Origin of the sequence: Streptomyces sp. NPDC014870 (genome assembly GCF_043081505.1) — a bacterium.
Classification (GTDB): domain Bacteria; phylum Actinomycetota; class Actinomycetes; order Streptomycetales; family Streptomycetaceae; genus Streptomyces.
Map to the genome: position 1 here is coordinate 139,575 of NZ_JBIBWQ010000003.1, position 13,204 is coordinate 152,778.

A 13,204-nucleotide genomic window follows, 5' to 3' on the forward strand; every position below is an offset into this window, starting at 1 on the left:
ATGTCACTACCCGGGAGTACGTAAATTGCCAGCGATCACTGGCAGAGGCGGGAGTCCGGCGGGAGTCCGGCGGGGCCCGGCGGGAGTCCGGCGGGGCCCGGCGGGAGTCCGGCGGGAGTCCGGCGGGGGCTCGACAGGCGCCCGGTGACGATCGTCACCGCACCGGGGCCAGCTCCGGGTCCTCGCGGAGCTTGCCGAGCGCGCGCGAGACCGCGCTCTTGACCGTGCCGATCGAGACGCCGAGCACCTCGGCCGTCTGCGCCTCGCTGAGGTCCTCGTAGTACCGCAGGACGACCATCGCCCGCTGGCGGTCGGGGAGCTTCATCACCGCACGCCACATGGCGTCGTGCAGCACCTGCCGCTCGGCCGGGTCGGGCTCGGGCAGCCCGGCCGGCTCCGGCAGTTCCTCGCACGCGAACTCGTCGACCTTGCGCTTGCGCCACTGGGACGTACGGGTGTTCACCAGCGCGCGCCGCACGTAGCCGTCCAGGGCGCGATGGTCCTCGATCCGCTCCCAGGCGACGAACGTCTTGGTCAGCGCGGTCTGCAGCAGGTCCTCGGCGTCCGCCGGGTTCGCGGTCAGCGAGCGGGCGGTACGGAGCAGCACGGGCCCCCGAGCCCGTACGTAGGACGAGAACGACGGGTAGCCGGCGGCGGCCGTGGAGGCGCCGACGCAGACGGGGCCGGAAGGTGGCGGAGTCATGACTCCACGCTAGGAGCGGGCACCTGGCGACGGATCGGCCCCAGGTCCCGAACCGCACTCCCCCTCAGGTTGTAGGGGTGGGGACAGCTGGACCTCCTGAAGGTGGAGGGCGGGCGACGCCCCAGTAGGGGTCCGTCCGGGATCAGCGCTCGTCCGCCGCCAGGATCAGGCCGGAGGTCGGGACCCCGGTGCCCGCCGTGACCAGCGTCCTGGCGGCGCCGGGTATCTGGTTCACGGACGTGCCCCGCACCTGGCGTACGGCCTCCGCGATGCCGTTCATCCCGTGGAGGTACGCCTCCCCCAGCTGCCCGCCGTGCGTGTTCAGCGGAAGGGCGTCCGCCGCGACGAAGTCGGCCGCCTCCCCCGGTCCGCAGAACCCGAATTCCTCCAGCTGCATGAGTACGAACGGGGTGAAGTGGTCGTAGAGGATGCCGACGTCGATGTCACCGGGCGCCAGACCGGAGGTCTGCCACAGCTGCCTGGCCACCACGCCCATCTCGGGCAGGCCGGTCAAGTCGTCCCGGTAGAAGCTGGTCATCGCCTCCTGGGCGCGGCCGGCGCCCTGCGCGGCGGCGACGATCACGGCGGGCGGGTGGCGCAGGTCGCGGGCGCGCTCGGCGGAGGTGACGACGATCGCCTGGCCGCCGTCGGTCTCCTGGCAGCAGTCGAGGAGCCGAAGCGGCTCGACGATCCAGCGTGAGGCCGCGTGATCGGCCAGGGTGATCGGTTTGCCGTGGAAGTACGCGGCGGGGTTGGTGGCCGCCCACCGGCGGTCCGTGACGGCGACATGCCCGAAGGCGTCCGGCGTCAGACCGTACGTGTGGAGGTACCGCTGGGCGATCATCGCGACCCAGGAGGCCGGGGTGAGCAGCCCGAACGGGAGCTGCCAGCCGAGCGCGGCGCCCTCGGCGGAGGGCTCGCGCTGCTGGACCCCCGAGCCGAAGCGGCGCCCCGAGCGCTCGTTGAACGCCCGGTAGCAGACGACGACTTCGGCGACCCCGGTGGCGACGGCGAGGGCGGCCTGCTGGACCGTGGCGCAGGCGGCGCCGCCTCCGTAGTGGATGCGGGAGAAGAAGGACAGCTCGCCGATGCCGGCCGCCTGGGCGACGGTGATCTCCGGGTTGGTGTCCATGGTGAAGGTGACCATGCCGTCGACGTCCGCAGGGGTGAGACCGGCGTCGTCGAGGGCCGCGCCCACGGCCTCCACGGCCAGTTTGAGCTCGCTGCGGCCGGAGTCCTTGGAGAACTCGGTCGCGCCGATCCCCGCGACGGCGGCCCGGCCCCCGAGCAGGTCGGGCTTCCGGATGCTCATGCCCCCACCTCCGGCAGCGTGACCGTCACCGTGCCGGTGACGTGGTGCCCGAGCCCGTTGGCACCGACCACCCGAACCTGCGCCGTGGCACCGTCGACCTCGGTGACCGTCCCGGTCAACGTCATCGTGTCTCCGGGGTAGTTGGGCGCGCCGAGCCGTATCGCGACCTTGCGCAACACCGCGCCCGGGCCGAGCCGGTCGGTGATGTACCGCCCCACCAGGCCGTTGGTCGTCAGGATGTTCATGAAGATGTCGGGGGAACCCTTCGCCCTGGCCAACTCGGCGTCGTGGTGCACGTCCTGGTAGTCGCGGGAGGCGACGGCCCCGGCGACGATCAGAGTGCGAGTGATCGGTACGACCAGCGGTGCCAAGGCGTACCCGGGCCGCACGGACTCCTTGGGCACCATGGACTCCACGGACCCCACCGACTCGACCGACTCCACCGACTCCACCGACTCCACCGACCCCACTGGCTTCATGAGGGCTCTCCGTTCGCGATCAGGTCGCCCAGTTCGGCGAGGAGTTCGGCGCCGCAGCCGAGGTACGCGTCGAGCTGGCGGCCCCAGAGGAAGTGCCGGTGGACGGGGTGGTCCAGATCGGCCCCCATGCCGCCGTGCAGATGCTGGCCCGCGTGCACGACCCGCTTTCCCGCCTCCGACGCCCACCAGGCGGCGGTCAGCGCGTGCTCCACCGCCGGCAGGCCCTCGTCGTGGCGCCAGGCGGCCTCGTAGGCGGTCACCCTGATCGCCTCGGTGTCCATGTGGGCGTCGGCGGCCCGGAGCTGGACGGCCTGGTGGGTGGAGAGCGGTCGGCCGAACTGCTCCCGCACCGAGGTGTACGCCACGGCCCGGGCGAGCGACCCGGCGCACACGCCCGCCTGGAGCCCCGCGCACACGATCCTGGCCATCGCCAGGACGTCCGCGCACGCGTCCGTACCCCCGATGCGCTCCCCGCGCGCGCCGTCGAGGACGAGCCGGCCGGCCGCCCAGGGCGCGGTGAGCTCGACGGGCTCCACCACGACCGCGGCGCCCACGGGGGCGTCCACCGTGGACACGGCCCCGGACACGGCCCCGGACGCCGGCCCGGACGCGGGCCCAGGCACAGGCACGAGCCAGAGCGCCGCCTCCTGGTCGGGTACGAGGACGTGCGTGGCGTCCCTGAGCCAGGGCACCCACGCCACCGTCCCCGTGAGCAGGCCGTCCGCCCCCACCCGCACGTGTCCGGTGGGCGGGAAGGCCCCGGTCGCCACCGCCGTACCGTCCCGGAGGTCCGGGAGCAGCCGCGCCCGCTGCTCGTCGGTACCGTGCCGGGCGACGGCAAGGAGGCCGAAGACGCAGCTCGCGGCGAACGGCACCTGCGCCGTCACCCGTCCCTGCTCCTCGGCGAGCAGCACCAGGCCGACCAGCCCGATCTCCTCGACCGCCCCGGGCAGTCCGGCCGCGCACAGGGCCTTCCACAGCTCACCGTCCGTGCCCGTGCCGGCCGCGGCCAGCCGCTCGTGCGTGGCGAGATCGCCGAAGATCCGTGCCGCCAGCTCCTGGGCCGCGCCCTGCTCCTCCGTGGGTGTGAAGTCCATGTCAGCCCTCCCCGCCGTCCTGCGCCCGGAACACGGGCAGCTCCAGCTCCTCGTCCACGCGGAGGAACTCCAGCCGGACCGGCATCCCGATCCGGACCTTGTCGTACGGCACCCCGACCACGTTGCTGATCATCCGTACGCCTTCGGCCAGTTCGATCAGACCCACGGCATAGGGCGGGTCGAAGGCCGGGAAGGGCGGGTGGTGCATCACCACGTACGAGAAGACAGTCCCGGCCCCGCTCGCCTCGACGGTGTCCCACTCCTGCGAGCCGCAGCCGTTGCATCCCGGCAGCCAGGGGAAGCGGAGCGTCGCGCAGCCGGCGCAGCGCTGGATCAGCAGCCGGTGCGCCGCCACGCCCTCCCAGAACCCCGCGTTGTCCCGGTTGATCACCGGCCGGGGCCGACGGGCGGCCGGCGCGCCACTGCGCTGCGGCTGCGTCGGCGCGTACTTGAGGATCCGGAACCGGTGGGTGCCCGCCAGTTCGCCGTCGGCATGAATGTCCATGCGGGTCGTCACGAAGTGCCCGGTCCCGAGCTTGGTGGTCTTGCGTGCCGACACCGACTCGATGACCGCGTCGAAGGTGATCGCGTCGCCCGGCCGCAGCGGCCGCACGTACTCCTGCTCGCAATCGGTGGCGACGACGGACGTGCAGCCCGCCTCGTCCAGGAGCGCGAGCAGCTCGTCGTAGGCCCCGGAACGGTCGCTGTGGCCGGACAGACCGCCCATCGTCCACGCCTGGAGCATCGTCGGCGGCGCGACGGCATCCGGGCCCCGGTACGCCGGGTCGGTGTCGCCCATCGCCTCGCACCAGTGCCTGATCATCGGCTCGTTGACCAGGTCCTTGCCCACGCCCGCGGTGGCGGCGGGCTGCCCTTCGTACCCCTTGAGCAGCTCGTGGAAGCCGTCCGGCTCGTGACGCGCCGGCCCGTGACCAGCCGGACGGCTGTGCCCAGCGACGCGCTCGGGACCGTCGGTGTGCTCAGTACCGTCGGTGTGCTCGGGACCGTCGTTCATCGCCGCCCCCTCCCCTTCATGCCGAGTCGCATCGTCGCGACGATCTCGCGCTGCACCTCGCTCACCCCTCCCCCGAAGGTGTTGATCTGCGCGGCGCGGTTCATCCGCTCGAGCTCACCGCCGTCGAACTCTCCCGGCGACCCCGCCCTCACCAGTCCCGCTCCGCCCGCGATCTCCTGACATATTCGGTACACCTCCACCGCCGATTCGGTTCCCGCGAACTTCACCCCGCTGGCGTCCCCAGGGGCCAGCCGGCCCGCCCCCACATCACCCACCAAACGCCAGTTGAGCAGGCGTGTTGCCGCGAGACGGGCATGCGCCTCGGCGGCCCGAATCCGCACCCACGACTCGTCAACGCGCCGCCGCCCCGTCACCGGATCGGGTGTGCGCGCCCGACGGAGCGCGGCGGCGTAGAAGTCCTCGGCCTGCATGCCGATCGCCGCGAGGGCGACCCGTTCGTGGTTGAGCTGGTTGGTGATCAGCCCCCAGCCGCCGTTCTCCTCCCCGACGAGGTTCCCCGCCGGGACGCGGATGCCGTCGTAGTACGTCGCGGTCGTCGTCAGCCCGCCGACGGTCTCGATCGGGGTCCAGGAGAAACCGGGGGCGTCCGTCGGGACCAGGACGATGGAGATGCCCCGGTGCTGCGGGGCGTCGGGGTCGGTGCGGCAGGCGAGCCAGATCCAGTCGGCGTTCTGGGCGTTCGAGGTGAAGATCTTCTGCCCGTCGATCAGCCAGGAGTCGCCGTCCCGTACGGCCTTCGTACGGAGCGAGGCCAGGTCGGTACCGGCCTCGGGCTCGCTGTACCCGATGGCGAACACGGTCTCGCCGCGCAGGATCCGGGGAAGGAAGTACGTCTTCTGCCGCTCGGTCCCGTACTTCATCAGGGTCGGGCCGACGGTGTTGAGCGTGACCATGGAGACGGGCGCACCGGCACGGTACGCCTCGTCGAAGAAGACGAACTGCTCGTCCGGGCCGCGGCCCTGACCTCCGTACTCCTCCGGCCAGCCGAGCCCGAGCATGCCGTCTCGGCCGATGCGCCGCAGCAGGGCGTGCTGTGCGGTGGTGTCGGCGGGGGGCGGCGGCCCGTCGGGCATCACGTCACGGAAGTACGCGCGGAGTTCGGCGCGCAGCCGGAGCTGCCGCTCGGTCGGGGCGAGGTGCACGGCGACGGCCTCCCGGGGGTACGACTAAGGTTTCTGACTGTCCGTCAGATCCCGGGACCCTGTCAAGGTCACGGCCCGCTTCGGGTACCCGCAACATCCCCACACGACAGCGGCCCGCGCGCCGGTGCCGAAGCACCGTCACGCGGGCCGCCTTCACTCCGCCGTCGTTCCCCCCGTCGGGCCGGACCCCAGCTGTGGGACTAGAACCACCAGGGATAGAAGTTGACCGTGGCGTTCGACTGCTCGATGTTCGTGAACGCCGAGCCGTTCACGCTCGCGGTGTTGTTCTGATTGGAGGCACCGGAGCCGGTGGCCACCTGCTGCGTGGTGGTCGAGTTGCCGAAGTTGTCGCCACCCACGCCGCTGCCGATGATGGAGGCGACGCTCGTGTTCGATCCGTCGTCCGCGAAGCCGCCGTTGTCGGCCTGGGCCACGCCGGTGAAGAGTGCGGCGGCCAGGGGCAGCGCGGCGGCGGCGGCGAGAACGCGGGCGGTACGGATGCTTGCCATGTCATTTCCTCCGTGAGCAGAGCTGAACTGAACTGAAGTTGTGAAGTACGGCTTATTCCAAGGCAGTTGGCCGACCGCCTCGGTCGTTGTGCTCGACGTCGCGACTCCAGAGTTGCCCACACAATCCCCGGCGAACCACCCCTCAGCGGCCAATTCCCCCTCAAGCGTGATGACAAGTCGATAAACCACCTTCGCACCCCGAAAGGCGCAGCTCACGCGGGTGATGGCGGCCGCACGCCACCGGAAGCGAGGCACAGCAAGGGAGGAAGCGTTCCGGCAGATTTTCAGCCAATCCTCCCGACCCCTCCCCTCCCTCCCCCTTCCCTTACTCGAACGCATGTACGAAACTATTCGTATGGCCACCTCCGACCGGCGCTCCGCCACCCTGGCCCTCGCCCACGCGCTGTCAGCGGCAGAGCGCGGGCTCCCCGTCATCCCCCTGTCCACCACCAAGCTCCCCGCCATCCGCTCCCCGCACCGGGACGACCCTCACCCCGTCGGCTGCCACGGGGAGTGCGGCCGCCCCGGGCACGGCGTGCACGACGCGACCACCGACCTCGCGGAGGTCCGGGCGCTGTTCGCCGCCGCCCCCTGGGCCACCGGCTACGGCATCGCGTGCGGACGCCCGCCGTTCCACCTGATCGGGGTCGACCTCGACGTCAAGCACGCGGACGCGCCCGCGGACGTCACGGCCGAGCTGCGCCACCTGGCGCTCGAGCACCTCTTCACGCTGCCGCCCACGGTCACCGTGCTCACCCCGAGCGGAGGCCGGCACCTGTGGCTGACGGGCCCGCCGGACGTCGTCGTCCCGAACTCGGCGAGCCGCCTCGCCCCCGGCATCGACATCCGCGGCGCCGGCGGCTACCTCGTGGGACCGGGCTCGGTCACCGCCAGGGGCGCGTACCGGCTGGCCCCGGGCAGCGAACACCTCGACCCGGCGCCATGCCCCCGCCCGCTACTGGCCCTGATCGCGCCGCCCCCAGCGCCCCCAAGATCCCGCCCGGCCCAAACGCCCGGCACACCCCCTGCCCAGACCCACGGCCACGGCAGGGGCCTGGTCCACTTCGTCCGCACGGCCCACGAGGGCCAGCGCAACACCCGCCTCTTCTGGGCGGCCTGCCGCGCCTACGAGAACGGCCTCGGCGACGCCCTCACCGAAGCGCTCACCACAGCGGCCGTCCACACGGGCCTGACCGAACACGAGGCCCGCACGACCATCCAGTCAGCAGCCCGCCTGACCCAGCCCCCCGAATCCGCACCGCCCCCGCCCCGGGAACGCGCGCTCTGACCCCTACACCGGTGTCAGCGGCGAGAAGCCCGTCCGTGCCCGATCGAACACGGACGCACGGGGAGAGCGATCACTCGCAGGACGAGATCACAGCAACGGCCCCCGACCGATGTTCCTGGTCAGGGGCCGTTCATCTGGCGGTGGGTGTGGGATTTGAACCCACGGTGACTCGCGCCACGACGGTTTTCAAGACCTTTCGGCGATCAGGGCCGGGGAACGCTCCGCCGCAGGTCAGACGCGTGCGGGGATGCCAGCAGAGCCGTCGCCATCGTCGCCGTGCCCCGTACGTGCCCCATCGGTCTCCGTGTGCCCCTCCAGCCAGGCATCGGAGGCGGTCGCGACTTCCGCGTCACGGCCGGCGACAGGACGCGCGTAGTGCCGGGTGGTCACGCTCGCATTGGAGTGGCCGAGGCGGTGGGCGGCAGTCATGACGCCGTACCGATCAGCGACCCACGTTCCGTGCGAAGCCCGGAGATCATGCGGAGTCACGTCGGTCAGCCCAGCCGCAGAGACCGCCGGGTCGAAGTGGGCCTTGCGCCACTGGTTGTAGCGAAGGGGCCGGCCGGACCGGTTCGTGAACAGCAGAGCCTCGTCACCGCCGGGCAGCGATTCGAGGTACGCCCCGAGCCGCTTCACCAGCGAGGGCGCCAGCGTCAGGACCCGCTTCTGATGCGACTTGGGAGTATCGAAGACCAGGGTGCCGTTCGCCTCAGCGAGGTTCTCGTCCACGACCAGGAGGCAGGAGGCCACGTCGACGTCCATCCGCCGCAGAGCAAATGCCTCCCCCACCCGGAGCCCCGCGAAGGCGAGAAGGGCGATCAGGAGGTCATGCGGCTTCTCGGCCGAGCGGACGATCCTGGACGCCTCCACCTGCGTGAGGATGTGCGGCTCCGTCTGGGGCATCCGGGGAAGGCGCACGCCACGGCAGGGAGTCTGAGCGATCAGGTCGTTGTCGACCGCCGACGCCATGATCTGAGACAGCACCCGGTACGCCTGTCGGATGCGCGAGGAACTGAGTCCAGCGCCCTTCATGTCCGCGACCCACTCAGTCACCGTGATCGGCCGCAGACTGGCCAGCTCTCGCTCGCCGAGCGCGGGGTTGATCCGGGAGTTGATCAGCGACCGGTACGTCGCCTGGGTCTTGTGCTTGAGTTGAGGAGCGACGGCGGCGAGCCAACGAGCCGACCAGTCCCGGACGGTAGTCGCTCCCTCTGCCGGGTCGATCCAACGGCCGTCTTCGATCTCCACGCGCTTCTTCGCGAGCCAGAGATCCGCGTCGGTCGAGGTGGCAAAGGTCCGGTCAGCAGGCCTCAGAAGCCCGTCCGGCCCGGGGTAGCGAGCCTGGTAGCGCCCTGAGGGCAGCTTGCGCACGCGCCCGAAGCTACGGCGGGCCTTCCGCTTCCGAGCCACTACGCAGCCCTCCTGAGTACGGCGGGCCGAAGCGTCATCGGCTCCACGGTGTTGGCCACGACGAACGCCAAAACTGCGCTCTCAGGGATCCGGACGTGCCGGCCGACCTTGACGAAGGTGATTCGGCGCTCCTCGATGAGCCGCCGGGGAAACCGGACTGTGGTGCCCAGGAGTTCGGCCACCTGATCAACGTTCAAGAGTCGGTCCATGGTCACCATTCCCCGTTTGTGTCGGCGTCTTCGAGTTCGGCGCGGATCTCGCGGGCGTGTTCGCGGTTGTGTTGGATGTCGCGGCGGATGTTGGCGGCGAGCCAGGACTCTCCCGGGGTGGAGCCGTGGCCGGCGTAGGCCCAGTGGGCGACGACGAGGACGGTTGCCTCGGGGTTGTCGTCGGGGTCGGGCAGGCCGAGGGAGGCGCGTTGCTGTGCGGCGCGGTAGTCGGCGCGGACCTGGCGTAAGGCGCCGAGGGTGGTCGAGTAGCGGCGCGACTTGGTGGAGAAGTGGCCCCGGAAGCCGAGCATGTGGGCCCAGGCCCGGAGACGTCGGTCGGGGTAGGCCGCGTCGAGGTCCATGCAGGCTTCCATGAGCCGCCGGGGGTGGTCGGGGACGCCGAGGAGGATGAGCGCTTCCTTGTTGCCCACCGGGTGGTCCACGGTCCCGGTCGTTTCGGCTGCCTTGGTGGCGTACTTGGCGACGTAGGCGGCGACCGCCTGTTCGGTGAGGTCCTCGCCGTTACCGAAGGCGCCGATGGGCTGCACGTCGAGCTGATCCCCCCATCGCAGCACCCAGTCCTTCACGTGGCCGTGGTCCTCGTTGGCGGGGACCACGATGCGTACTCGGGCGGCGGCGGCCCGGATGGCGTTGGTGAGGAGGTCGAGGGTGGCCCAAGCCGGGGGCGGGGCGTGGGGGCCTTCCGGGCCGTCGAAGCGGATGACGGCGTGGAAGTGCACGGCACCTCGCTTCTGGTACTCGGCGACCTTGCCGAAAGAGACCCGGGACTGCTCGCGGGCGGCCTTCTGAGTGAGGCCGGCGCGGGCGGCGATCTCTCGACGGAGGTAGATCGTGAAGTACCGCCACAGCTCCGAGGCGTGGTTGTTCCACAGCACGGCGCCCGCGTAGTCGTACGTGACCGGGTCGAGCGGGGTACCGAGTTCGGGTGCGTCCTCGGCGTGCCGGGTGCCGCAGCGGCAGGGCCGGGTGCCGGGGCGGTTGTGGACGGGGCCGAAGGAGGGCGCGGTGAGGGTGGCGAAGACACGGGGGTGGTCGCGGATGGTGTCGGGGGTGCCCTTGTCGGCGGCGCCGACGAGTCCGGCGCGGATCAGGTGGTAGGTGTCGCCCGCGTAGGTCCAGGCGCAGGCGGGGCAGCGGGAGGCCCGGCGGTTTCCGCAGGCAACCCGGAGGACGCCCCCGGGCTCGGCATCGGTGGTGTAGGCGTGGAGCACGGTCCGCGTGTTCGTATCGAGGAGCTTGGTGCCGCCGGACAGCCGGATGGGGGCGGCGCATCCTCCGGTGCGGCGGAGCTGCTCGTTGAGGCGATCGAAGCCGGGGGACCCGGCCACCCGGAGCAGGTCGCTCAGGGTGGCCGGGTCCAGGCCCGCCGCAGTGGCGGTGTCGGTCAAGGTGGTCACTTCCCGGCACGGACGAGGGCGGCGGGCATGCTGCGGGTGCCGGTGCCCTTGCAGGCCGGGCAGGTGGCCGGGAGCGTGTGGCGGTTCCCCTGCGGGGTGGCCGTGCCCGTGGTGATGTGCACGACGGGGAAGCCGTCGCAGTGGGAGCAGACGCGCGGGGTCGGGTGCTGGGGCATCATGGGTTTCCCTTTAGGGTCCGTTGGATCTGAAGTGGGGTTGAGGCGCCCGGGGCGGCGGAAGTTTGGCGACCGAGGCCGCTCCGGGAGCCGCTCAGCGTGTGTTGCGCCTGCCGTGGCCCTTGGCCGCGTACATCGACGCGTCGGCGGCCGAGAGGGCGTCGGTGAGGACCGGTACGGGCAGGTGCTCGCGGTGGCAGTGGCCGAGCGAGGCCGACACCCGCAGGACGTGTCCGTGGTGGGTGACCGCCTGGTCCAGCGCGGTGTGGAGCGCGGGCAGGCCGGGGGTGTGGCCGGGATCCGTGACGATGGCGGCGAACTCGTCTCCGCCGAGGCGGGCGGCGATGCCGTGGCGCCCGCACCAGTCGGTGAGGCGGGCGGCGGTTTCGGTGAGGACCTTGTCCCCTGCGGCGTGGCCGTGGGTGTCGTTGATGGCCTTGAAGTCGTCAAGGTCGATCAGGAGCACGAGGGCGTTGGCGTGCTTCTTCATGAGGTCTTCGGCTCGTGCGGTCCAGCCGGCGCGGGTGTGGAGGCCGGTCAGGGGGTCGCGGCGTGCGGTGGCCAGACGCCGCAGGAGGAGCCCGCCGTGCAGGGCCCAGCCGAGGGCCGGTAACCCGGCCGCGGCGATCGTGTGCGTGTCCACGATCGTCACCGGCCCCTCTGCATGTCCTTGACGAGCAGCCGCAGGACGACCGCGACCACAGCGACGGTGACGCCGGTAACGGCGACCGCCAGGAGCAGCGAGACGAGAACCGTGCCGACGACCAGGACCACGGCACCAGCTCCAGCGGCGAGGGCGGCCGCGCTGCCGGGGGTGAGCTGGACCGTCGTACGGGCCGGGGCGACCGGGGCCGGGGTGTGGTCGTGGTGGCAGGCCGTCGGCTCTACGGCGCTGGTCGGTGTGGGCTGGGCGAGCGGGGTGACGATGCCGGTCGGGAGCGGGTTGACCGGGATGCGCGGTCGGAGCATGACGGGGTCTCCCTACTTGGTGATCGTGCTGTCGATGAGCGGGGCGAGGATGCTGTCGGCGAGGAGGTAGCCGCCGAGGAGGATCACGGCGACGAGCCACCAGGGCGGGCGGATGAGCTTGATGCCGAGGGCGCCGACGACGATCAGGGCGAGCCAGAGCGGAACGTCCATGACGGGGTTCTCCTACGGGGTCAGCGGGGCTGGCAGCGGTGGGTGCGGGCGGCGAGCTGGGCAGCGGACTGGGAGGAGTAGTCGGCCGACCAACCGCAGTCATCAGCGGTGCATGCCGCTACGTGCTTGGTGCGTCCGTGGCGGTCGCGGTGGGTGCCGATCTGCACGGGGCCGATCTGCATCACGGAGTGGAAGCGGTCGCGGGCGGGCATTGCTCAGCCCTCCCGGGTGAAGTCGTCGGTGTGGTCGGTGAGCCACTGACGGATCTCGGCCGACTCGAACTCGTCGGCGGCGGCGATCACCGGCTCGGCGGTGGCCATGGCCTCCACGAGGCGGTTGTTTCGGGTCAGCTCGGCCGCACGTTCCAGCGCGTGCCGGGTTGAGTCGCGCATGGGCGGGTCTCCTTTTCTGTCAGGCGAGTTGGGCGGCGATGGCGTCGGCCATCACGGGCGGGACACCGAGGCGGGCGCGCAGGGTGTCGGTGTCGATCGGCGAGCCGGTACGGGTGCGGTGCTCGTCGGCGAGCTTCCGGGCGTGGACCACCAGCGCGGGCGGCACAGCGACCGCTGGAGGTATGGGGTCCGGCTCAGGTACCGGCTCCGGATCGACAGCGGGCAGAGCAGGCGCCGGAAGGGGCTCGGGCGCCAGCTCGGCCGTGTCGTCTCGCTCGATGACCGCCTCAACAGGCGCAGGTTCGGCGGTGTCTGGCCCGGCCGTCAGCTGCTCGGCCGGGGGCGGGGTGTGGACAAGGAGGGTGCCGCCGAGGAAGGCGAGGGCAGGCCAGCCAGCGACGAGGATGCGCAGCCAGTCGGGGACGTCGCCGAGATCGAGGAGTCCGGCGGTGGCCACGTTTGCACCGAGGGATGCGGCGAGCGCGACCGTGAACCAGGTCCAGGCCGAGCGAGCAGAGGCGCCGGCAGCCCGGAGGGTCCGCAGCCGACGCCAGGCGGCGACGAGCAGCAGGTCGACGGAGACGGGGTAGGCCCAGGCTTTCCAGCCGGTCTGTCCGGCAGCTTCGGCGAGGTCGTGGAGATGGGCGAAGGACAGGGCCCCGGCAATCACGGCCTGCACGAGAACTGCGTCCACACGGATGGGCGAGCGCTTCACGGGTGTTCCTCCTTCCTGGTGGGTTGGGGCCGGGACGGGGCGGGGCACGAGTGGCCGACCGCCCGGTCCCGGCGGGTCATGCGGAGCGGGACTGGCACCCGCAGATGGCTACCTGCCGGGGGTGGACGGGAGGCTTGCGGACGCCGGCCCAGTACTTCTTGGTGGTCAGTCCGGTGCC

Annotated in this window: 18 protein-coding genes; 1 reads left to right on the forward strand and 17 read right to left on the reverse strand. The window is 71.6% G+C overall.

Translation table 11 applies throughout. The features are described 5' to 3' along the window. Positions 1 to 154 precede the first annotated feature (154 nt). The 7 genes from ACF09C_RS09170 to ACF09C_RS09200 form a co-directional block, all read right to left on the reverse strand. Entirely contained in the window at positions 155 to 703 is a 549-nt protein-coding gene (locus ACF09C_RS09170; protein WP_362005166.1) for a SigE family RNA polymerase sigma factor, read from the reverse strand. 142 nt (positions 704 to 845) lie between these two features. Beyond that, positions 846 to 2,015: a lipid-transfer protein gene (locus ACF09C_RS09175; RefSeq protein ID WP_392090549.1), complete on the reverse strand. Its 1,170-nt coding sequence runs from the start codon at positions 2,013 to 2,015 to the stop codon at positions 846 to 848. Next, on the reverse strand, positions 2,012 to 2,422 hold the full coding sequence (locus tag ACF09C_RS09180; RefSeq protein ID WP_392091369.1) for a MaoC/PaaZ C-terminal domain-containing protein: 411 nt from the start codon (positions 2,420 to 2,422) through the stop codon (positions 2,012 to 2,014). The genes ACF09C_RS09175 and ACF09C_RS09180 overlap by 4 nt, the downstream gene beginning before the upstream one ends. A 68-nt stretch (positions 2,423 to 2,490) precedes the next feature. Beyond that, complete coding sequence (locus tag ACF09C_RS09185; RefSeq protein ID WP_392090551.1) at positions 2,491 to 3,591, reverse strand: acyl-CoA dehydrogenase family protein; 1,101 nt, start codon at positions 3,589 to 3,591, stop codon at positions 2,491 to 2,493. A 1-nt stretch (position 3,592) separates the two neighbouring features. Beyond that, complete coding sequence (locus tag ACF09C_RS09190) at positions 3,593 to 4,606, reverse strand: bifunctional MaoC family dehydratase N-terminal/OB-fold nucleic acid binding domain-containing protein (RefSeq protein ID WP_392090553.1); 1,014 nt, start codon at positions 4,604 to 4,606, stop codon at positions 3,593 to 3,595. Beyond that, positions 4,603 to 5,769: an acyl-CoA dehydrogenase family protein gene (locus ACF09C_RS09195; RefSeq protein ID WP_392090555.1), complete on the reverse strand. Its 1,167-nt coding sequence runs from the start codon at positions 5,767 to 5,769 to the stop codon at positions 4,603 to 4,605. The genes ACF09C_RS09190 and ACF09C_RS09195 overlap by 4 nt, the downstream gene beginning before the upstream one ends. A gap of 200 nt (positions 5,770 to 5,969) precedes the next feature. Beyond that, positions 5,970 to 6,278 carry a hypothetical protein gene (locus ACF09C_RS09200; protein ID WP_362414762.1) on the reverse strand — a complete coding sequence of 103 codons (309 nt, stop codon included), beginning with the start codon at positions 6,276 to 6,278 and terminating at the stop codon, positions 5,970 to 5,972. A gap of 355 nt (positions 6,279 to 6,633) precedes the next feature. Here ACF09C_RS09200 and ACF09C_RS09205 point away from each other — a divergent pair, with 355 nt between their 5' ends. Continuing rightward, positions 6,634 to 7,566 (forward strand): bifunctional DNA primase/polymerase, encoded by a 933-nt coding sequence (locus ACF09C_RS09205; protein WP_392090558.1) that lies wholly within the window; start codon positions 6,634 to 6,636, stop codon positions 7,564 to 7,566. 231 nt (positions 7,567 to 7,797) lie between these two features. On the opposite strand, the gene ACF09C_RS09210 is transcribed toward ACF09C_RS09205, so the two are convergent. The 10 genes from ACF09C_RS09210 to ACF09C_RS09255 all read right to left on the reverse strand — a co-directional run bounded on the left by ACF09C_RS09210 (position 7,798) and on the right by ACF09C_RS09255 (position 13,026). Continuing rightward, on the reverse strand, positions 7,798 to 8,976 hold the full coding sequence (locus ACF09C_RS09210) for a tyrosine-type recombinase/integrase (RefSeq protein WP_392090561.1): 1,179 nt from the start codon (positions 8,974 to 8,976) through the stop codon (positions 7,798 to 7,800). After that, positions 8,976 to 9,194, reverse strand: coding sequence for an excisionase family DNA-binding protein (locus ACF09C_RS09215; protein WP_392090564.1), 219 nt, complete (start codon positions 9,192 to 9,194; stop codon positions 8,976 to 8,978). The genes ACF09C_RS09210 and ACF09C_RS09215 overlap by 1 nt, the downstream gene beginning before the upstream one ends. Next, complete coding sequence (repSA, locus tag ACF09C_RS09220; protein ID WP_392090566.1) at positions 9,188 to 10,594, reverse strand: replication initiator protein RepSA; 1,407 nt, start codon at positions 10,592 to 10,594, stop codon at positions 9,188 to 9,190. Before repSA ends, ACF09C_RS09215 begins: the two co-directional genes overlap by 7 nt. Positions 10,595 to 10,599: 5 nt before the next feature. Beyond that, complete coding sequence (locus ACF09C_RS09225; RefSeq protein ID WP_392090569.1) at positions 10,600 to 10,779, reverse strand: hypothetical protein; 180 nt, start codon at positions 10,777 to 10,779, stop codon at positions 10,600 to 10,602. A gap of 94 nt (positions 10,780 to 10,873) precedes the next feature. Beyond that, positions 10,874 to 11,422, reverse strand: coding sequence for a GGDEF domain-containing protein (locus tag ACF09C_RS09230; protein ID WP_392091371.1), 549 nt, complete (start codon positions 11,420 to 11,422; stop codon positions 10,874 to 10,876). Between the two features lie 5 nt (positions 11,423 to 11,427). Then, the gene (locus ACF09C_RS09235) at positions 11,428 to 11,748 is read right to left on the reverse strand and encodes a SpdD-like protein (RefSeq protein ID WP_392090571.1); all 321 of its coding nucleotides are present in this window, start codon (positions 11,746 to 11,748) and stop codon (positions 11,428 to 11,430) included. A gap of 12 nt (positions 11,749 to 11,760) precedes the next feature. Then, the gene (locus ACF09C_RS09240) at positions 11,761 to 11,919 is read right to left on the reverse strand and encodes a hypothetical protein (RefSeq protein WP_392090574.1); all 159 of its coding nucleotides are present in this window, start codon (positions 11,917 to 11,919) and stop codon (positions 11,761 to 11,763) included. Between the two features lie 20 nt (positions 11,920 to 11,939). Further along, entirely contained in the window at positions 11,940 to 12,131 is a 192-nt protein-coding gene (locus ACF09C_RS09245) for a mobile element transfer protein (RefSeq protein ID WP_392090575.1), read from the reverse strand. 3 nt (positions 12,132 to 12,134) lie between these two features. After that, positions 12,135 to 12,311, reverse strand: a complete 177-nt coding sequence (locus ACF09C_RS09250; protein ID WP_392090578.1) for a hypothetical protein — start codon at positions 12,309 to 12,311, stop codon at positions 12,135 to 12,137. A gap of 19 nt (positions 12,312 to 12,330) precedes the next feature. Continuing rightward, complete coding sequence (locus ACF09C_RS09255; protein WP_392090580.1) at positions 12,331 to 13,026, reverse strand: DUF2637 domain-containing protein; 696 nt, start codon at positions 13,024 to 13,026, stop codon at positions 12,331 to 12,333. Between the last annotated feature and the right edge of the window lie 178 nt (positions 13,027 to 13,204).